Source organism: Caballeronia sp. LZ016, from assembly GCF_031450805.1.
Classification (GTDB): Bacteria; Pseudomonadota; Gammaproteobacteria; order Burkholderiales; family Burkholderiaceae; genus Caballeronia.
Genome location: NZ_JARTVY010000001.1, coordinates 2775420 through 2794827 on the forward strand (window position 1 = coordinate 2775420; position 19408 = coordinate 2794827).

Sequence of the window (19408 nt, forward strand, 5' to 3'; positions counted from 1 at the left end):
CCACAAACAAAAACGTCGCGCCTTTTGCAAGGCGCGACGTTTTTTTGTGCCGGCCGACGCGGCGGATTCAGCGGCGCGTCAAATAGGCGAGCAGCAATTCCGTATTCATCTTCACCATCTGTTCGCGCTGCGCGGGCTCGCTGAAATCCAGCCCAAAGCTCGCCTCCAGCGTGAATCGATTCGACACGATGTAATACCCGAGCCCCGACAGCGTGATATAGAACTTCAGAGGATCGACATCGGTACGGAACAGCCCCGCCTTTTGTCCGCGATCGAGAATGTTCGTGAGCGTTTCGACGAGAGGGGAAATCAGCTCGCGTGTCCGATTCGATGCTTTGATATATCTCGCTTCGTGCAGGTTTTCATTGTTGACCAAGCGCAGCAGTTCGGGATGATCGCGATAGTAATCCCAAACAAAATGCGCGAGCCGCGTCATCGCCTCGATGGGGGCGACGCCTTCGAGATCGAGCGATCGCTCCGCCTCGACGAGCGCGCTGAACGCATGTTCGAGCACGGCCGTGAACAGCTGTTCCTTGCTACCGAAGTAGTAATACAGCATGCGCTCGTTGGTCTCCGCCCGCCGGGCGATTTGATCCACACGCGCGCCAAACAGGCCGCCGGCTGCGAACTCCTCCGCAGCGGCAAGCAGGATACGGCGGCGGGTTCCTTCAGGATCTCTTTTGATTTTCGGCTGATTCATGATTGCATGAGTCGGGAGCCGCGTTGTCCGGATATGCGTCACGCGGCCCGCATTGGGTACATGACGTGAACGGGCGCGCCAAGTTATTGGGGAACACCGTCCTGCGGTCAAACGATAAAGCGGTTCGATTATGCGCACATCGCAACGGCATTGGCAATTGGGATAAAGGGCCACCTGCGCAGACAGTTGCGGACTTCGGCGATAATGCTGTCTGAAGCATTAAACCGCGCGTGCCGTGCCGCCGGACATGCCCTGCAAAAAGGCCGCCGTCGCCCCGATGTGTTTCGCCTCGAGTCCTCTGCTTTATTCGCCATCGCGCAATTCTACGTGACCGCCATCCATTCCAAGACGCTCGCAGAGCGCATCGAAGACCTGCTGCCGCAGACGCAATGCACCAAGTGCGGCTATCCGGCCTGCCGGCCATACGCCGATGCCATCGCCGCCGGCGACGCGGGCTACAACCAGTGCCCGCCGGGCGGCGAAGAAGGCGTCGCGCGCCTCGCCGCCTTGCTCGGCCTGCCAGTCATCCCGCTCGATACCACGCACGGCGTCGAGCGCGCGCGGCCGCTTGCCGTCATCGACGAGAACATCTGCATCGGCTGCACGCTGTGCATGCAGGCCTGTCCCGTGGATGCCATCGCGGGCGCCGCCAAGCAGATGCACACCGTCATCGCGGAACTGTGCACGGGCTGCGATCTGTGCGTGCCGCCCTGCCCCGTCGATTGCATCGCGATGATCCCCGTCACCGGCGATGCGACCGGCTGGGACGCGTGGACGCAGGAACAGGCCGATGCGGCGCGCACACGTCACGACCGGCGCATCGCGCGCATCGAGCGGGAGCGCGTGGAGGCGGAAGCGCGGGCGTCGGCGAAGCAGGCCTCGCGCTCGGCGCAGACTGCCGCCGAAGCGGCGCCCGCTGCGTCGCCCAGCGCTTCATCGAGCGATGACGCCGAAGCCAGGAAGCGCGCGATCATCCAGGCCGCGATGGAACGCGCGCGCAAAAAGAAAGCGGAACTGGCGAAGCTCGGCGACGGGCCGAAGAACACCGAGCAGGTGAGCGCGGCCGTGCAGGCGCAGATCGACGCGGCGGAGGAACGCCGCCGCCGCCTCGGCCTTTCCGATGATCCGGGCAACAGCGACCCCGTCGAACCGCGATGAACGCCAACAAGCGACGCGCCATCTTCGAGACGCTGCAAAGCCTCGATCCGCATCCCAAGACCGAGCTCGAATACACGACTCCGTTCGAACTGCTGATCGCCGTGATGCTGTCGGCGCAAGCCACCGATGTGTCCGTCAACAAGGCGATGCGCAAGATGTTTCCGGCGGCGAACACGCCCGATGCCATCCTCGCGCTCGGCGAAGCAGGCGTGACGGAATACATCCGCACCATCGGGCTTTATCGCACGAAGGCGAAGAACGTGATCGCCGCGTGCCGCATGCTCGTCGATCAGTACGGCGGCGAGGTGCCCGACAACCGCGAGGCGCTCGAAGGGCTGCCCGGCGTCGGAAGAAAGACAGCGAATGTCGTGCTGAACATCGCGTTCGGGCAACCGACGATCGCCGTCGATACGCATATCTTTCGCGTCGCGAATCGCACCGGGCTTGCGCCCGGCAAGGACGTGCGCGCGGTCGAAACGGCGCTCGAAAAGAACGTGCCGAAAGAGTTCATTCAGGACGCACATCACTGGCTGATCCTGCATGGCCGATACATCTGCAAGGCGCGCGTGCCGGAGTGCTGGCACTGCGCGATCGAGCCGCTTTGCGAGTATCGGCCGAAGACGCCCGCCCCGGTCGAATAAGCCTGGTCCCGCTACAATATCGGCATGGATGCCGCCATGGAATCAATACCTTATGTTCAACCCTAGCCGCGACGAAGTTCGCCAGTTCTTCACCGAAACGTGGCGGAAGGAGCGCGCCGGCGAAATCCTCACGCCGCTCGAAAGCATGGCTGCGGACTGGATGCGCGAGCATCCCGAGTATCAGACCGAACTCGCCGATCCCGACGCCCGCGAAGCGGACTACTCGCCGGACCGCGGCCGCACGAATCCGTTCCTGCATCTGTCGATGCATCTCGCGATCAGCGAACAGTTGTCGATCGATCAGCCGCCGGGCATCCGCCGCGCGCACGACAAGCTGGTCGCGCGGCTCGGCTCCACGCACGATGCCCAGCACGCCATCATGGAATGTCTCGGACAGGTGATCTGGGAGGCACAACGGAGCAACACGCCGCCGGATACCGATGCGTATCTCGCGCTCATCGAGCGCCGTGCTTCGAGGGACTAAGCGTCGCCTGAAACGAAAACACCCCGCTCGATGCGGGGTGTTGTCGTTTTTGCGTGCTGCCTGACGGCGCTTATTTCTTCAGCACGAGGCTGCCGTCGAGCGATTCAATATAAGCGGCGAGATCCTTCAGATCGCTCTGCGACAGGTTCTGCACCTGCGCCGCCATGATGGCGTTGTTGCGACCGAAGTTCGGATTGCCGTTGCCCATCTGATACTGGCGCAATGCCCAGTAGATGTAGCTTGCATGCTGGCCCGCGAGCTTCGGATATTCGCCGCTCACCGGCTTGTTCAGATTCGGCCCGTGGCAGGCCGCGCAGTTGTGGCTGTCTGAGAGCACCTTGCCGTTGCCGGCGTCGGCCGCGTGCGCCGTGTTCAACGCGGCCATGCCGATGAACGCCGCCGCCGCGCATGCTGCCTTGAAGCTGGATTGAAGTGCCTGAGAGGGCTTCATGAATTCTCCTGTCGGCCGGGTTCGCTTGAACGCATGACCCTGCCCGATGCAATGTAGTCGCTGCCCGCGCTGCCGGATGCCGCCGAACGGCGTATCCCTGCAACGAGGATCACTTGTCGGGGTTGTTCTTCGATTCGGGCGTTTGCGCGGCGTAGTACGCGGCGATGTCCGCGATGTCTTGGTCCGACAGCGTCACCGCGATGGCGCGCATCGTGTCGAAATGGCGGTCGCCCTTCTTGTACGCGTGCAGCGCATTGGCGATGTACTGCGCGTTCTGGCCGCCCAGCATCGGCACTTCGTAGGTTTCGGGGTATGCCGTGCGATAGCCGGGAATGCCGTGGCAGCCGATGCACATCGCCACCTTGCCCTGCGCGGCCTTTGCGTTGCCCACGACGTCCGCCGACGCCTGGGTCGCGAAGCCGGCGAGACCGGACAGCGCTGCAATCACGGCACATTTGCCGACGAAATTGTTCATAGCTTCTAACCTAGCATGAGGGGAAATCCGGCGCTCCGAAGGCGCGGCCCGCGCCGAGCGCACTGCCTTCTACGCTGCTTCTTGAGCGGCCGATCGTGTGTCCGACTCTGTCCGACCGTGACCGATGGCCGCGGGCTGGCCGCGCAGGCCAAAAAAATCGGGCTAATTGTACCGCGCGACCTCCGCACCGTCCATTATCCGAGACCGCCCGAGAGCCGCCATGGCAATGGGAAACGGCTGAAAGATGAGCGACCGCCCTGCGACAATTCGCCTCTTCACACGCTCGGCTATGTCTATCGGTCCTAAGCGTCAGCAAGCGGCGTGCATCGTTCGGAACGAGGCTGCAACGATAGCCGTGAGGCGTCCGTCGGAAAAGGGCTTCTGACTTATACTGGGATTTTTTTCCTCACCGGATCTTCGTCATGCGCTTCGAAGGCTCATCGCAGTACGTCGCAACCGACGACCTCAAACTCGCGGTGAACGCCGCGATGACGCTCAAGCGCCCTCTGCTCATCAAGGGCGAACCCGGCACCGGCAAGACCATGCTCGCCGAGGAAGTGGCCGGCGCGGTCGGCATGCCGCTTCTGCAGTGGCACATCAAGTCGACGACCAAAGCCCAGCAAGGCCTGTACGAATACGACGCCGTCTCGCGTCTGCGCGATTCCCAGCTCGGCGACGAACGCGTGAAGGACATCCGCAATTACATCGTCAAGGGCGTGCTGTGGCAGGCGTTCGAGTCGGAAGCGCAGTCGGTCTTGCTGATCGATGAAATCGACAAGGCCGACATCGAATTCCCGAACGACTTGCTGCGCGAACTCGACCGCATGGAGTTTTATGTCTATGAGACGCGCGAGCTCGTGAAGGCGAAGCATCGGCCGCTCGTCATCATCACGTCGAACAACGAGAAGGAGTTGCCCGACGCGTTCCTGCGACGCTGCTTCTTCCACTACATCAAGTTCCCCGACGCCGCGACGATGAAGACGATCGTCGACGTGCATTTTCCCGGCATCAAGCAGGACCTGCTCGCCGCCGCGATGCAGAGTTTCTTCGAACTGCGCAACGTGTCGGGCCTGAAGAAGAAGCCGTCCACGTCCGAGTTGCTCGACTGGCTCAAGCTGTTGCTCGCCGAAGACATCCCGCCAGAAGCGCTGCGTTCGACGGATCAGAAGCAGATCGTTCCGCCGCTGCACGGCGCGCTGCTCAAGAACGAGCAGGACGTCGCGCTCTTCGAGCGGCTGCTCTTCATGAACCGCAATAACCGCTGACCGATCATCGATAACACAAAGGAACCGCGAAGCATGAGCCGCTGGATCGAACCCGTCACGCTCGAAGGCGAGCACGTCAAACTGGTGCCGCTGACCGTCGAGCACGAAGCGGCGCTGGCAAGCGCCGCCGCCGATGGCGAATTGTGGAAGCTCTGGTACACGAGCGTGCCCTCGCCCGACACGGCGCGCGCCTACATCGACGCGGCCATCGAGATGCGCGAGCGGCTCGGCGCGCATCCCTTCGCGGTCATCGATGCGAAGACCGGCGACGTCGTCGGCTCGACGCGTTACTTCAATGTCGAAGCGGCGCATCGCCGGCTGGAAATCGGGCATACGTGGTACGCGAAGCGTGTGCAGCGCACGGCGCTCAACACCGAAGCGAAGCTGCTGCTGCTCGGTCATGCGTTCGAGCAACTGAAGGCCATCGCGGTCGAGTTCCGCACGCATTTCATGAATCATCAGTCGCGCACGGCGATCGCGCGGCTCGGCGCGAAGCAGGACGGCATTCTGCGCAATCACCAGATCGGCAAGGACGGCGCGTATCGCGATACCGTCGTGTTCTCGATCATCGAGTCGGAATGGCCGGCGGTGCGTGCGCATCTGAAGCATCGACTCGACCGCTGATTCACACCACGAAGGGAAGCGCGCCATGCTGATCGACTTCTTCTATTCGTTGCGCGACGCGAAGCTGCCCGTGTCGGTAAAGGAGTACCTGACGCTGCTCGAAGCGTTGAAGGCGCAGGTGATCTCCCCTTCGCTCGACGAGTTCTACTTCCTCGCGCGCATGACGCTCGTGAAGGACGAGAAGTACTTCGACAAGTTCGATCGCGCGTTCGGCGCGTACTTTCACGGCGTGACGCAGTTGCCCGACGAAGCGTTCGACATTCCGCTCGACTGGCTGAAGAAGCGGCTCGAACGCGAATTCACGGCGGAAGAGAAGAAGCGCATCGAGGCGCTCGGCGGCATCGACAAGCTGATGGAGCGCCTCAAGGAACTGATGGACGAGCAGAAGGAGCGTCACGAAGGCGGCAACAAGTGGATCGGCACCGGCGGTACGTCGCCGTTCGGGCATGGCGGCTACAACCCGGAGGGCATCCGCATCGGCGGGGAATCGGCGGGCAATCGCACGGCGGTGAAAGTGTGGGACGAGCGGGCGTATCGCGATTACGACGATCAGGTCGAAATCGGCACACGCAATGTCAAGGTGGCGCTGCGTCGCTTGCGGCGCTTCGCGCGCGAAGGCGCTGCCAAAGAGCTGGATCTGCCCGACACCATCCGCAGTACGGCTGCGAACGCGGGCTGGCTCGATCTCAGGATGGTGCCCGAGCGTCACAACAACGTGAAAGTGCTGATGCTGCTGGACGTCGGCGGCTCGATGGACGATCACATCAAGCGTGTCGAAGAGCTGTTTTCCGCCGCGAAAGCCGAGTTCAAGCACCTCGAGTTCTATTACTTCCACAACTGCGTCTACGACTATCTATGGAAGAACAACCGGCGCCGCCACACCGAGCGCACGCCGACTTTCGACGTGCTGCACAAGTTCACGCCGGACTACAAGCTGATCTTCGTCGGCGATGCGACCATGAGCCCGTACGAAGTCCTGCAGCCGGGCGGCTCCGTCGAATACAACAATGCGGAAGCGGGCGCGGTGTGGCTGCGCCGCTTCGCGGACCAGTTCCCGCATCATGCGTGGCTCAATCCGGAGCCCGAGCGGCTGTGGGAATACCGCCAGTCGATATCGGCCATCCGTCACATACTCGGCAACCGCATGTACGCCCTCACGATGGCCGGCCTCGAAAGCGCGATGCGCGCGCTGTCCAAGTAATCAACCACCACGACCCTGCATGAAAGCAATGCCCTCCGGCGCGCCGGACGCGACCGCCGCGCGCACCCCGCTTCGCCCTTTCTCCGATACGTCCGTCTCAGCCATCGTCGCCGGCTTCGTCGCGACGATGACCGGCTACACCAGTTCGCTCGTGCTGATGTTCCAGGCGGGCGAAGCCGCGCATCTCACCAACGCGCAGATTTCTTCGTGGATCTGGTCGTTGTCGATCGGCATGGCGCTTTGCACGATCGGACTCTCGCTGCGGTTTCGCGCGCCGATCGTCGTCGCGTGGTCGACGCCCGGCGCGGCGCTGCTCGTCTCGTCGCTGCCGAACGTGCCGTACGCGGATGCGATCGGCGCGTTCATCGTGTGCGCGGCGCTGCTGACCGCCGTCGGCCTGACCGGCTGGTTCGATGCGCTGATGAAGCGCGTTCCCGCCGGGATCGCCGCGGCGCTGCTGGCGGGCATCCTGTTCGAGATCGGCATCGAGATTTTTCGCGCGGCCGAGCACCAGACCGCGCTCGTGCTGGCGATGTTCTTCGCGTATCTCGCGGCCAAGCGCGCCGCCCCGCGCTACGCGATCCCGGCGACGCTGCTCGCGGGCGTGGCCGTCGCGGGCGCGCTCGGCTTGCTCGATTTTTCGCACTTTCACGTGGCGCTCGCGCATCCCGTCTTCACGATGCCCACGTTCTCGCTCGCGGCCATCGTCAGTATCGGCGTGCCGCTTTTCGTCGTCGCGATGGCCTCGCAGAACGTGCCCGGCATCGCCGTGCTGCGCGCGGACGGCTACACGACGCCTTCGGCGCCGCTCGTGTCGAGCACCGGCATCGCGTCGCTGCTGCTCGCGCCGTTCGGCTCGCATGGAGTGAATCTCGCGGCGATCACGGCAGCCATCTGCACGGGCCGCGAAGCCCACGACGATCCCGGCAAGCGCTATACGGCCGCCGTCTGGTGCGGCGTCTTCTATCTGGTCGCGGGCACCTTCGGCGCGACCATCGCCGCGCTGTTCGCGGCCTTTCCGAAGGCGCTCGTCGTCGCCGTCGCCGCGCTCGCGCTGTTCGGCTCGATCATGAGCGGTCTCGCCAACGCGATGCACGACCCCCGCCAGCGCGAACCGGCGCTCGTCACTTTCATGGTGACGGCGTCCGGACTCACGCTGCTGTCCATCGGTTCGGCGTTCTGGGGGCTGGTCGCGGGCGTCGTCACCCATGTCGTGCTGAACGCCCGGCGACGCTGACGCAGCCTACAATGCGAAAGCCGGCCCGGCTCCCGTCGGCCGGTTCACGCAACCGCTTCTGGCATTTCATCATGGCTTTGATCGACAAACTGCTGGCGCGCACCGCGCCGTCCGGCGCCCCGAAACGCAAGACGATCGTGCGCGTTCTTCTCGACGACGCCGGGCACGTTCAGGACGTCGTCCTGAAACTGAGCTGCGGCGATGCCGCGAAGGACGAGCACGCGCTCGAAGAAGTCCGCAAGATGCGTTTTGCGCGCGGGACGCTGGGCTCGGGCACGGTGCGCCGCTGGCATGAGCTCGCGTACGCGGTCGATTGACCGAGTGGCCGACCGGCGCGGCGCGCAACCGGGAACGCGCAGCCGCGCGCCCGGTCGAATCAGCGCACCGAGCGCAGTTCCCCTGCCCGGGACTAGAATAATGGAATCGCATCAAGGGCGAGCCGCGCGTTGCAGCACCCCGCGCGGCATCGCGATCCAGGACCAACCGCGGGCTACCGCACTCTGACAAGGCGCACTGCGCCGACGAATCGACATGACATCCGCTCTCGAGCAGCTCAAGCAATACACGACGGTCGTCGCCGATACGGGCGACTTCCAGCAATTCATCCAGTTCAAGCCGCAGGACGCGACGACCAATCCGTCGCTGATCCTGAAGGCCGTTCAGAAGGACGACTACAAGCCGCTGCTCGAGAAGACCGTGAAAGAGCACGCGGGCAAGCCGATGGGGCAGATCATCGATCACCTGCTCGTCGCGTTCGGCACCGAAATTCTGAAGATCGTGCCGGGGCGCGTATCCACGGAAGTGGACGCACGTCTTTCGTTCGACACGAAGGGTTCGATCGACAAGGGCCGCGAAATCATCAAGCTGTACGAGAACGCGGGCATCAGCCGCGAGCGCGTGCTCATCAAGCTGGCGTCGACGTGGGAAGGCATCCGCGCGGCTGAAGTGCTGCAGAAGGAAGGCATCCGCTGCAACATGACGCTGCTGTTCTCGCTCGCTCAGGCCGCCGCCTGCGCGGAAGCGGGCGCGCAACTCATTTCGCCGTTCGTCGGCCGCATCTACGACTGGTACAAGAAATCCGCGGGCGCGGAATGGGACGAAGTGAAGAACGGCGGCGCCAACGACCCGGGCGTGCAGTCGGTGCGCCGCATCTACACGTACTACAAGAAGTTCGGCTACAAGACAGAAGTGATGGGCGCGAGCTTCCGCACCGTCAGCCAGATCACCGAACTGGCCGGCTGCGACCTGCTGACCATCAGCCCCGACCTGTTGAAGAAGCTCGCCGACAGCGACGAGAAGGTCGAGCGCAAGCTCTCGGCGGATGCAGTCGCGGGCGAGAACATCGAGAAGGTCGGCGTCGACGAGCCGACTTTCCGCTTCCTCGTCAACGAAGATGCGATGGCAACCGAGAAGCTCGCGGAAGGCATCCGCGCCTTTGCCGCCGATGCGATCAAGCTCGAGAAGCTGATCACGGCGCTGCAGTGATGACCGAGGGCGGGCGCGCCCCGCGCCCGCTCTTTCCTCACAGCGCGAAAACGGTGTCTTTCGGTGGCTTATGACCTAAATTGACGTTTCCGGGGTTTTTGCGGCAGGCGCTTGCAATAGACTTTCGGGTTTGGCGGGACTTCCGCCAGCTTCCGAAAAGTCAGTCATGCAACTGGATACCTATGTTTTCTTCAGCGGTGATTGCGCGGACGCACTCGCCCTCTATCAAGCTGCGTTCGGCGCTCAGATCGATACGCTGATCCGCTTCCGCGACACCCCGGACGCCGCGAACGTGCCGGCTGAATGGCATGACAAGGTAATGCACGCGGTGTTTAGCGTTGGCTCCAGCCAGGTGATGGTCTCGGACGGGCAGTTCGGACAGCCGCCGAAGGAGTATCACGGCTTCACGTTCTCCATCGCCGCCAATGATGTCGAATCGGGCGAGCGCTCGTTCAACATGCTGAGCGAAGGCGGCACGATCATCACGCCGTGGCAGTCCACGTTTTTCACGGCCGGCTTCGGCATGCTGAAGGACCGTTTCGGCGTGCCTTGGCTCATCAACGTGGTGAGCGCTGTGGAAATTCCCAAAACCACTGAAGAAGCGCCGGCCGCGGGCGAGCAGCCGTAAGCGTGAAAGTCGGCGGGAAGGCGCGTCAGCCGTTATACGGGCGCGCGCCTTCAATATTCCACTGACGCTCGATTTCACTTAACCGCAGCCGCAATCGATCCACCTGCTCGTCGAAACGCATCGCGAGCCAATGCATGCCGTGCTGCGTCGATTCCCCTTCCCCACTCTCTTCTTTCGCGCTCTCATCGGCGCGCACGTAAAGCAGGCCGACGCGCCCGAAGCGAAGCGCCCGTGCCATCTGCAGCAGCTTGTGCCGCGTTCGCTGCTCACGCGGCGAGCCACCGAGCGCCAGCCCGGTCGTGTCGTTTCCATCGTTCGCAGTGCGCGACGTTTCCGGCATCGACGTTGCGAGCATTTCGAGCGCCGCGAGTATCGAACGATGCAGCCGCTGTATTTCCTCCAGCCGCGCGAGCGGCACGCGGGTTTCCTTCGCGACGGAATCCATCAATGCCCGCGCCTGCACGAGCCGCTGGCTCATCACGAGAAACCGGCGCGTGGTTTCCTCCGCGATCAGCGGCTTGCCATCCAGTAGCGCGCCGTAGAGACGCGCGCATTCACGCAGATTGTCGGCCAGTCGATAGCGCCACGAGTACGTCGCGTATTGCGGCAGGACGAAGGAAAACGCGAGCGCAATCGCAATGCCGATCAGCACGTTCGCCGTGCGCCACAGGCCGACATCGAACGGGGAATCGCCGTGGCCGGCGACGATGACCATCGTGATGGCGGTGAGCAGCGCCACATAGCCCGCCTTGCCGATCGCGTAATAGGCGCAAGCGCCCGCAATCGCCGACATCAGCAGGAAGAACAGCGTGAGCGAGCCGAACAGAATATGCACGAGGATCAGCGCGAGTCCGATCGCCGCCCCGAGCGCGGTGCCGATTGCCCGTTCGGCCGCCTTCTTGCGGATATTGCCGTAATGCTGCAGTCCGCCGATCACGACGATCAGCGATACGGACGCCCACACGCCGTGCGGCACGTCGATGCCGGTCGTGACGAGAAACGACGTCGCCATGCCGAGCGCGACGCGCACCGCATGAATCGTCTTTGCGTGCCGGTAACGGAAGAATGGCGACGTGAGTCCGTGCCAGAGCCGCTTCGCGCGGCCTTTGCGCAATGACGCCGATGTCGATGAAGCCATGATTCGCCCGCGTCGATGAGTGCGTGTCCGATGGATCGCGTGAAGCAAAACGCCCGCAACGGCCGATGACCATTACGGGCGCAGGGTCCGCTCGTCTAAGAAACGTGCATGCGCTGCCCCGCGAAGGGCTGCTCGCAAGGAACGCGACGAAGCGAATACTCGACGTATCGCAAGGGCATGACGCGGCGAGCGGCCCTTTACGGCGCAACCCCTGGTTTGACGATACGTTCAAGGGAACGCGCGAAATCGGCTGGATTGCGGCGTCGCGCGCCGCTCGTTCGGGGCGGTCGAACGACGCGCCGCACTCCTCGCACCCTCAGCCGGTTTCGCGCGTTTTCATGCGCGTTTCATGGGTGAGCAGACCCTAGCGTAGCAGACGCAATGCCGCGCCATGCTTCAGTGCACCCGATCAGTTCTCCACGACGTCCAGATAATCCTCCGGCCGCGTGCGGTCTTCGGACCGCTTGAGACCGAGCGCCCGCACGAGCAGGCTGACCGCGACCGACACGATGAGGTTGATGATGAGCGCCCACACGGCCGCGTAGCCCGGCACCGCGTAGCCGAACAGATGCACCGTGAAGATCGAGCCCTTGAGCTGCAGCGACACCGCCATCCAAGTGCCGGCGCCGATGCCCACTGCCCAGCCGATCAGCAGCCCGCGATGGTCCAGCACGCGCGTGTAGAGGCCGAGCACGAGCGCGGGCAGCGTCTGGATGATCCAGATGCCGCCGAGCAGTTGCAGCTGGATTGCGTAGGTGAGCGGCAGCGCGAGAATGAACACGACCGCGCCGACCTTCACGATCAACGACACTAGCTTGGCGACGTTGGTTTCCTGCTCGGGCGTCATCGAACGATTGACGAACTCGCGATGCACGTTGCGCGTGTAGAGATTCGCCGCCGCGATCGACATGATCGCCGCCGGCACCAGCGCGCCGATGCCGATAGCCGCGAACGCCACGCCCACGAACCACGACGGAAAGTAGTGGAGGAAGAGCGCCGGCACCGCGAAGTTCGCACCATACGCCTTGAAGTACGACGCGTATTCCGGCATGTCCTTCACGCCCGAAGCGAGCGCCATGTACCCGAGCAGCGCGAGCAGGCCGAGCACCAGCGAATACGCGGGCAACAGCGACATGTTGCGGCGGATCGTGTTGCCCGAATTCGACGAAAGGATCGCCGTCACCGAATGCGGATACAGGAACAGCGCGAGCGCCGACCCGACCGCGAGCGTCGCGTAGGCGCTGTAGCCGTTAAGGCTCGCCGCGTCCGGCGCTTTGAGCAGCAGCTTCGCGGGCGGAACGGCAGCGAAGATGTGACCGAAGCCGCCGAGCTGCGCCGGAATCACGATCATCGCGCCGATGATGGTGATGTAGATCAGCACGTCCTTGACCACGGCGATCATCGCGGGCGCGCGCAGCCCCGACGTGTACGTGTACGCGGCGAGAATCGCAAACGCGATGATGAGCGGCAGATCGCCGACGAAGCCCTGGGTGCTGAAGCCGAGCGCCCCGATCACGACTTCGATGCCGACGAGCTGCAGCGCGATGTAAGGCATCGTCGCGACGATGCCCGTCAGCGCGACGGCCAGCGCCAGCATGCGGCTGTTGTATCGCGCGTGCACGAAGTCGGCGGCGGTCACATAGCCATGACGCTTCGCGATGCTCCACAGCTTCGGAAACACGACGAACGCGAACGGATAGATGAGGATGGTGTACGGCAGCGCGAAGAAACCGGTCGCGCCCGCGCCGAACACGAGCGCCGGCACCGCGACGAACGTATAGGCCGTGTACAGATCGCCGCCGAGCAGGAACCACGTGACAATCGTGCCGAAGCGCCGGCCGCCGAGGCCCCATTCGTCGAGCTGGGCGAGGTCGCCCTTGCGCCAGTGAGCGGCGATGAAGCCGAGTATCGTCACGCCGACGAAGAACAGAACGAAGACGAAGGTAGCAGTGGCGTTCATCATCGCGCACCTCCCTGGGGCGCACGGCCCGAAGGCAGCGCCTTGGTCTTCTTGTACACGACGGCCGTGATGACCGCGCTGATCAGCACCCACAGGAGCTGATACCAGTAGAAGAACGGGAAGCCCCAGAGCACGGGCTCGATCTTGTTGTAGAACGGCACCCAGACGACGCCGATCCACGGAAGGATCAGCAGCCAGAGCCAGTGCTTGTTACGCGGTTGTCCTGTGCGGCTTGGATCGGAAGCCATGACCGTTCTCCCCTGGCGGGCCAGAGCGGGCGTGACCCGTTACTCCGGTCCCATGCAAGTTGTTTGATTCGTTTTGAGCATGCGCTTGTCGAGCCGTGGCCGGCGAGACCAGCGGCGAGCGGGCAGTCACGCCGCAGAAAGCGCTCCGAAATAACAGGAGGAGTATAGGGACCGCCAAAACACGGTCAAGCAGGGGGAATCCCGACCATTCTCCCGACGTGAAAGGCCTTTGTAACGGGATGCGCGCCCTGCCCGTCCGCGATGGACGCAGCCGCGTTCAGATGGAGAACGAGCCCTTCGCCGGAACGCCGGCGCTTTCAATGAGGCCTTTGACCCACTTGCGCGCGGGCAGGCCGAGTTGCGCTTCGAGCAGCTTCGCGCGTTCCTGCAACGCGGAGAACGGCACATCGAGCGCGGGACCGGCGAACGCGAGCGCGACGCGATTGCCGTCGTGCACTTCCGGCAATGCGATCACGCGATGATCGAACGCCTCGTTCAGATGACGCATGTTGCGCACGAAGCTCGGATGATCGCCGAACAGGTTGATGGTCACCACGCCCGCTTCCGGCGTGAGACACGCCCGGCATGCGCGATAGAACGAGACGCTGTCGAGCACCGGACCGCGCGCGGTGGCATCGTAGATGTCGATCTGCAATGCGCCGATGGTGCCGTGATTCGCGCGGTCGTTGACGAACTCCCAGGCATCGCGTTCGGTGACGGTGAGGCGTGCGTCGTCGTAAGGCAGTTCGAACATCGCGCGCGCCGCGATGACGACGGCCGGGTTCAGTTCGACCGCTTCCACTTTCGCGCGCTTCAGGAACCGATAGCAGAACTTCGTGAGCGCCGCCGCGCCGAGCCCCAGTTGCACGATGCGTTCGGGTGTCTCGATGAAGAGCAGCCACGCCATCATCTGCTGCGCGTATTCGAGTTCGATGTGATCGGGCTTTCTGAGGCGCATCGCGCCCTGGACCCATTCGGTGCCGAAGTGCAGGAAGCGCACGCCGCCTTCTTCGGAGAACGTCACGGGCGCGAAGCGCGGCTTGCGCGGCGCGTCGATGCGCGGTGCGTTGGCGAGGTCGTCGTCATCTTGCTTGTTACGGCGGGCTTGCTTGCCGCTTTCTTTCTTGCGGCCGAACGCGCGGGCTTCAGCCGACGCGCGCTTGATCAGATTCGTCATGGGTGAGGATGTCGCGCCAGATGCGCAATTTTTGGTCGAACGAGAGGATAGCATTGGCCGGACTCGACGACGGCAGGACGAGCGTCGCGTACCCGGCTGCGGCGATCACGGGCGCGAACTTACCCGATGTCTTGCCGTTGAAGCACACCTTGCGCAGCATCGGAAAGCGCTCGCGGAACGCGGCGAAGTCGTTCGGCGATGCGTTGCGGATCGCGCTGTCGAGGCTGCCCTCGCGGTCGCAAGCGGCGAGCACGTCCCACAGGCCGATTCCATGTTTCATCAGGCGTACTAGTCTTTCTTCGTACGCGAGTTCATGCAGCGGTTCGTCGATGACCGCGCCGACGAGCCGCCAGAACTGGTTGCGCGGATGCGCGTAATACTGCGTCGCCGCGAGCGATGCGACGCCGGGAAAGCTGCCGAGAATGAGTGTGTGCGTCGCGTGGCCGCCGATCGGCGGAAAGCCGGTGAGTCTCATGTGGCCTCGCCGCGCACGGCGTGCTTCGCATGCGAAGCGAGATGGTCATAAGCGCGCGCATGTTCGCGATAATGCCGCTCGCCATGCGATGCGGCGAGCTTGCGCCAAAGCGCATCGAGCATGCATTCGGTGACCATCAGCGGTGCGCCGTAACGCACGAAGACGGATCGGCGCGCGACGAGCGCGTGACCTGCCTGCGCTTGCCGGACCGCCAGCCGATAGAGCGGATGCCGCGCCGTCAGCACGCGGCTCGCGAGCATCGAGCGGGACACGCTGGTGTCGCTATAGAGCAGTTCGGCGAGCGGGCGCGTGCGCAGCCGCCGCATCGATTGCCAGATGCCATTGCCATGCGACAACGCGACGATGCTGTGCGCGGCGACGAACGGCACGCCATCGACTTTGAGCACGACTTCGCGGGTCCAGACCGGCGTGCGCGGCGTGACGCCGAGTGCGCGCCATTCGTCCTGCCAGGGGATATCCACTGCTTCCCGCGTTACTTCCACGGTGACTTGGCCGAGGGTGCGCAAGTGGGCGGTGAGCGAGCCGGGGCGGGTGAGCCAGTCTTTTTGGTGCGCGCTCAGCGACGCGTGGGGCGTGACGCGCCAGTGGATGTCGACAAGCGAAAAAGGAATGGGCATGGCGATGATTATAAAAGTCCACGCGCTTCGGACGATTCGTATGGAATCGACAGCTACCTCGCCTGACACTCGCTGATGCATCACGGCGAATGCGCGTGGTTCATGGATGGCCTTCGCGGCTTGGGAGCAACAAAGAAAGGGACCGGACATGCCTGTCAATTGCACTTTCCTGCTCAACCGGAGACCCACTTCCACGCTTTCCTGTCCGGGATTCGGGGACGTGGAAGCATACTCCGGAACTAACGGAGGCCGCGACAATCCTGACGCCGTCAAATTGGTGAACATGGGACCAATACCGCCCGGCACTTACTATCTCGTCGATCGGCAGTCCGGAGGAACGATGGGCTGGGTACGCGACTGGTGGAGCCAGCACGGATATGGGGCAACGGACGAAACGGGGTGGTTCATGCTGTGGAACGTCCGCCCGGGCGACTACACCATGATCGACGGTGTGAGGCGCGGCGCATTTCGTCTACACCCGGAAGGACCGGCTCGCCTGAGCGAGGGTTGCATAACGGTGCCGGACCTGCCCGGCTTCGAACGATTGCAGCGCTACATCCGCAGTGGACCGCCGCGCATTCCCGTGCCGGGAACTACGCTCAAAGCTTACGGAACGGTGGAAGTCAAATGACGAGAGTTCTCCAGTTCACGGCGCTCGTCGTCGCACTGCTCGTCGTGACGTACTTCGGTGGTTTCTTCCTGGCCCATTGGATCAACGACGTGCTGATTGCGCCTGGTGCGTTCGCATGGCTAGTAGACGCGGTTTATTGGCTCCGCGATCACTTCATGCCTTCCCTTCGAGAAGCGGATGATATCGAGGCCCTGTATCTCCTTGGTTTGCTTCTGGTGTGCTGGCTCGGCGTCTTTGTTGTCGCGCTTGCGTTGTTGCTTTCTGCTCGTCGACGCTTCGCCCGCGCAAGGCGCTTTCCCGACGGCTCCTGAGGATATGCTGCAATGACTTCCGATATTTTCATTCAGATTCAGGGAATCGACGGCGAATCCCAAGACGCGGATTTTCCGAAAGCCATTGATGTGCTGCACTGGGAATTCGCCATCGAACAAAAGACACGCATGCACTCGGGTTCGGGCAACGGCAGAAACAAGGCCTTCGTCTCCGACCTGATTTTCCGGCATGAACTCGATCGCGCCTCGCCCAACCTTGCTGCGTACTGCTTTCAGGGAAAACATATCCCCGAAGCGAAACTTACGATGCGCAAGGCCGGCGGCGCGCCTTTTCATTACTATCGGCTCACGATGTCCGACGTCATCATCACCAGGGTATGGCCGTCGGTCGATGGTCCGAATCCGATTGAAACGGTCATGCTGTGCTTCTCGCGAGTGAAACAGGAATACCTTGTGCAGAATGCGAAGGGCGGCAACATGGGTGCGGTGACCGCGCTCATCGATCTCAAGCCCGATCGCGCTGCGTAGCTCCGCACAAAAAAAAATACGCGCCGCCGGTCCCCCGGCGGCGCGCGCTCACCTCAACTCCCGGCTTACCGCGCCAGCAACAACGCATTCGTCCGCTTCACAAAACTCGCCGGATCCTCGAGCACCCCGCCTTCCGCCAGCATCGCCTGATCGAACAGCAGATGGCACCAGTCACCGAAGTTGGCGTCATCGGCATTGAGCGCCTTCACCAGCGGATGATCCGGGTTTACTTCGAGGATCGGCTCCGACTGCGGCGCCTTCTGCCCCGCCGCCTTCAGCATGCGCTGCAAGTAACCGCTCATGTCGCCCTCGTCCGCGACGAGACAGCTCGGCGAATCCGTCAAACGGAACGTCAGCCGCACATCCTTCGCCTTGCCTTCGAGCGCTTCCTTCATCTTCTCGACGAGCGGCTTCATGTCCTCGCCGATCTTCTCCTGCTGCTGCTTCTCTTCATCGTTCAGCGCGCCGAGATCGAGATCGCCGCGCGCCACGCTCGCAAGCGGCTTGCCGTCGAACTCGTTCAGGAACGACAGCATCCACTCGTCGACACGATCCGTCATCAGCAGCACTTCGACGCCCTTCTTGCGGAACACTTCGAGATGCGGGCTGTTCTTCGCGGCCTGCCAGTTGTCGGCGGTGACGTAATAGATCTTCGTCTGCTCCGGCTTCATGCGCGCGACGTAATCCGCAAGCGATACGTTCTGCGCATCGCTGTCGTTATGCGTCGATGCAAAGCGCACCAGCTTCGCGATGCGGTCGCGATTGCCGAAGTCCTCGCCGATGCCTTCCTTCAGCACCTGGCCGAACTCGTTCCAGAAGGTCTGATACTTCTGCTTGTCAGCGTCTTCCGTCGCTTCCGCGGACGACGTCGCGATTTCCTCCAGCATCGAAAGCACGCGCTTTGTCACGCCTTCGCGAATCGCCTTCACGTCGCGGCTTTCCTGCAGGATTTCACGCGATACGTTGAGCGGCAGGTCGGCGGAATCGACCACGCCCTTCACGAAACGCAGATACGCCGGCAGCAACTGCTCGGCATCGTCCATGATGAAGACGCGCTTCACGTACAGCTTCAGCCCGCCGCGATGCTCTCGATTCCACAAATCGAACGGCGCATGCTTCGGCACGTACAGCAACTGTGTGTACTCGCTGCGGCCCTCGACGCGGTTATGCGTCCACGTAAGCGGATCGTCGTGATCGTGCGAAATGTGCTGATAGAACTGCTTGTACTGCTCGTCCGTGATGTCGTTCTTCGGGCGCGTCCACAGCGCGCTCGCCTGGTTGACGGTCTCGTCCTCGTCCTTCTCGACCATCTCGCTCTTCTCGGCGTCCCATTCTTCCTTCTTCATCAGGATGGGCAGCGCGACGTGATCCGAATACTTCTGGATGATCGACTTCAGGCGATACGACGACAGCAGTTCGTCCTCGTCCGCGCGCAGATGCAGCGTGATGGTCGTGCCGCGCTGCGCGCGCTCGATGTCCTCGATCTCGAAGTCGCCCTCGCCCGCGCTCGTCCAGCGCACGCCTTGCGACGGCGGCAAACCCGCACGGCGCGTCTCGACCGTGATCTTGTCCGCGACGATGAAGCCCGAATAGAAGCCCACGCCGAACTGGCCGATCAGCGCGGCGTCCTTCTGCTGGTCGCCCGAGAGCTTCGAGAAAAATTCCTTCGTGCCTGAACGCGCGATGGTGCCGAGGTGCGAAATGGCTTCGTCGCGGCTCATGCCGATGCCGTTGTCATCGATGGTGACAGTGCGCGCGGCCTTGTCGAACGAAATGCGGATGCGCAGGTCGGGATCGTTCTCGTACAGCGCGCTATTCTCGATGGCTTCGAAGCGCAGCTTGTCCGCGGCGTCCGATGCGTTGGAAACCAGCTCGCGCAGAAAAATTTCCTTGTTGCTGTACAGCGAATGGATCATCAGGTGCAGAAGCTGCTTCACTTCCGCCTGAAAGCTCATGGTTTCTTGCGCCATGGTCGGGTCCTCTAAGTTGGGT

At 63.0% G+C, this 19408-nt stretch carries 23 protein-coding genes; 13 read left to right on the forward strand and 10 right to left on the reverse strand.

Going from position 1 to position 19408, the window contains the following annotated elements:
* Positions 1-67 precede the first annotated feature (67 nt).
* Positions 68-700 carry a TetR family transcriptional regulator gene (locus tag P9220_RS13140; protein ID WP_309765248.1) on the reverse strand — a complete coding sequence of 211 codons (633 nt, stop codon included), beginning with the start codon at positions 698-700 and terminating at the stop codon, positions 68-70.
* A gap of 327 nt (positions 701-1027) precedes the next feature.
* Here P9220_RS13140 and rsxB point away from each other — a divergent pair, with 327 nt between their 5' ends.
* From rsxB to P9220_RS13155, 3 genes are read left to right on the forward strand one after another with little or no spacing between them, the layout of a single operon-like run.
* A complete protein-coding gene (gene rsxB, locus P9220_RS13145) occupies positions 1028-1858 on the forward strand; it encodes an electron transport complex subunit RsxB (protein WP_309765249.1) in 831 nt (276 codons plus the stop codon).
* Positions 1855-2499 carry an endonuclease III gene (gene nth / locus P9220_RS13150; RefSeq protein WP_309765250.1) on the forward strand — a complete coding sequence of 215 codons (645 nt, stop codon included), beginning with the start codon at positions 1855-1857 and terminating at the stop codon, positions 2497-2499. The genes rsxB and nth overlap by 4 nt, the downstream gene beginning before the upstream one ends.
* Before the next feature lie 52 nt (positions 2500-2551).
* Positions 2552-2983, forward strand: a complete 432-nt coding sequence (locus tag P9220_RS13155; RefSeq protein WP_309765251.1) for a DUF1841 family protein — start codon at positions 2552-2554, stop codon at positions 2981-2983.
* Between the two features lie 70 nt (positions 2984-3053).
* Here the strand turns inward: P9220_RS13155 and P9220_RS13160 are convergent, their stop codons facing one another.
* Positions 3054-3434 carry a c-type cytochrome gene (locus P9220_RS13160; protein WP_309765252.1) on the reverse strand — a complete coding sequence of 127 codons (381 nt, stop codon included), beginning with the start codon at positions 3432-3434 and terminating at the stop codon, positions 3054-3056.
* Between the two features lie 109 nt (positions 3435-3543).
* Complete coding sequence (locus tag P9220_RS13165; RefSeq protein ID WP_035960766.1) at positions 3544-3909, reverse strand: c-type cytochrome; 366 nt, start codon at positions 3907-3909, stop codon at positions 3544-3546.
* A 422-nt stretch (positions 3910-4331) separates the two neighbouring features.
* Between P9220_RS13165 and P9220_RS13170 the strand changes: the two genes are divergently transcribed.
* The 7 genes from P9220_RS13170 to P9220_RS13200 all read left to right on the forward strand — a co-directional run bounded on the left by P9220_RS13170 (position 4332) and on the right by P9220_RS13200 (position 10349).
* Positions 4332-5174 carry a MoxR family ATPase gene (locus P9220_RS13170; RefSeq protein WP_309765253.1) on the forward strand — a complete coding sequence of 281 codons (843 nt, stop codon included), beginning with the start codon at positions 4332-4334 and terminating at the stop codon, positions 5172-5174.
* Between the two features lie 33 nt (positions 5175-5207).
* On the forward strand, positions 5208-5798 hold the full coding sequence (locus P9220_RS13175; RefSeq protein WP_309765254.1) for a GNAT family protein: 591 nt from the start codon (positions 5208-5210) through the stop codon (positions 5796-5798).
* A 25-nt stretch (positions 5799-5823) separates the two neighbouring features.
* Positions 5824-6999 (forward strand): VWA domain-containing protein, encoded by a 1176-nt coding sequence (locus tag P9220_RS13180; protein WP_309765255.1) that lies wholly within the window; start codon positions 5824-5826, stop codon positions 6997-6999.
* A 28-nt stretch (positions 7000-7027) separates the two neighbouring features.
* Positions 7028-8236: a benzoate/H(+) symporter BenE family transporter gene (locus tag P9220_RS13185; protein ID WP_404980451.1), complete on the forward strand. Its 1209-nt coding sequence runs from the start codon at positions 7028-7030 to the stop codon at positions 8234-8236.
* A gap of 71 nt (positions 8237-8307) precedes the next feature.
* Positions 8308-8553: an energy transducer TonB gene (locus tag P9220_RS13190; RefSeq protein WP_309765257.1), complete on the forward strand. Its 246-nt coding sequence runs from the start codon at positions 8308-8310 to the stop codon at positions 8551-8553.
* Positions 8554-8767: 214 nt separating this feature from the next.
* On the forward strand, positions 8768-9721 hold the full coding sequence (gene tal, locus P9220_RS13195) for a transaldolase (protein WP_309765258.1): 954 nt from the start codon (positions 8768-8770) through the stop codon (positions 9719-9721).
* A gap of 130 nt (positions 9722-9851) precedes the next feature.
* Entirely contained in the window at positions 9852-10349 is a 498-nt protein-coding gene (locus P9220_RS13200) for a VOC family protein (RefSeq protein WP_309765259.1), read from the forward strand.
* A gap of 25 nt (positions 10350-10374) precedes the next feature.
* On the opposite strand, the gene P9220_RS13205 is transcribed toward P9220_RS13200, so the two are convergent.
* The 6 genes from P9220_RS13205 to P9220_RS13230 form a co-directional block, all read right to left on the reverse strand.
* Positions 10375-11487: an FUSC family protein gene (locus tag P9220_RS13205; RefSeq protein ID WP_309765260.1), complete on the reverse strand. Its 1113-nt coding sequence runs from the start codon at positions 11485-11487 to the stop codon at positions 10375-10377.
* Between the two features lie 409 nt (positions 11488-11896).
* A complete protein-coding gene (gene mctP, locus P9220_RS13210) occupies positions 11897-13447 on the reverse strand; it encodes a monocarboxylate uptake permease MctP (RefSeq protein ID WP_309765493.1) in 1551 nt (516 codons plus the stop codon).
* Positions 13447-13695, reverse strand: coding sequence for a DUF3311 domain-containing protein (locus P9220_RS13215; protein ID WP_309765261.1), 249 nt, complete (start codon positions 13693-13695; stop codon positions 13447-13449). The genes mctP and P9220_RS13215 overlap by 1 nt, the downstream gene beginning before the upstream one ends.
* Positions 13696-13972: 277 nt before the next feature.
* Positions 13973-14872 carry a spermidine synthase gene (locus tag P9220_RS13220; RefSeq protein ID WP_309765262.1) on the reverse strand — a complete coding sequence of 300 codons (900 nt, stop codon included), beginning with the start codon at positions 14870-14872 and terminating at the stop codon, positions 13973-13975.
* The gene (locus tag P9220_RS13225; protein ID WP_309765263.1) at positions 14841-15347 is read right to left on the reverse strand and encodes a DNA-deoxyinosine glycosylase; all 507 of its coding nucleotides are present in this window, start codon (positions 15345-15347) and stop codon (positions 14841-14843) included. The genes P9220_RS13220 and P9220_RS13225 overlap by 32 nt, the downstream gene beginning before the upstream one ends.
* Positions 15344-15985: a chorismate lyase gene (locus P9220_RS13230; protein ID WP_309765264.1), complete on the reverse strand. Its 642-nt coding sequence runs from the start codon at positions 15983-15985 to the stop codon at positions 15344-15346. Before P9220_RS13230 ends, P9220_RS13225 begins: the two co-directional genes overlap by 4 nt.
* Positions 15986-16133: 148 nt before the next feature.
* Between P9220_RS13230 and P9220_RS13235 the strand changes: the two genes are divergently transcribed.
* Genes P9220_RS13235 through P9220_RS13245 form a run of 3 tightly spaced genes read left to right on the forward strand, consistent with a single transcriptional unit; the run spans position 16134 to position 17416 of the window.
* Positions 16134-16616, forward strand: coding sequence for a DUF2778 domain-containing protein (locus P9220_RS13235; RefSeq protein ID WP_309765265.1), 483 nt, complete (start codon positions 16134-16136; stop codon positions 16614-16616).
* Positions 16613-16927 carry a hypothetical protein gene (locus P9220_RS13240; protein ID WP_309765266.1) on the forward strand — a complete coding sequence of 105 codons (315 nt, stop codon included), beginning with the start codon at positions 16613-16615 and terminating at the stop codon, positions 16925-16927. The genes P9220_RS13235 and P9220_RS13240 overlap by 4 nt, the downstream gene beginning before the upstream one ends.
* Before the next feature lie 12 nt (positions 16928-16939).
* A complete protein-coding gene (locus P9220_RS13245) occupies positions 16940-17416 on the forward strand; it encodes a type VI secretion system tube protein Hcp (RefSeq protein WP_309765267.1) in 477 nt (158 codons plus the stop codon).
* Positions 17417-17481: 65 nt separating this feature from the next.
* Here the strand turns inward: P9220_RS13245 and htpG are convergent, their stop codons facing one another.
* On the reverse strand, positions 17482-19386 hold the full coding sequence (htpG, locus tag P9220_RS13250) for a molecular chaperone HtpG (RefSeq protein WP_309765268.1): 1905 nt from the start codon (positions 19384-19386) through the stop codon (positions 17482-17484).
* Between the last annotated feature and the right edge of the window lie 22 nt (positions 19387-19408).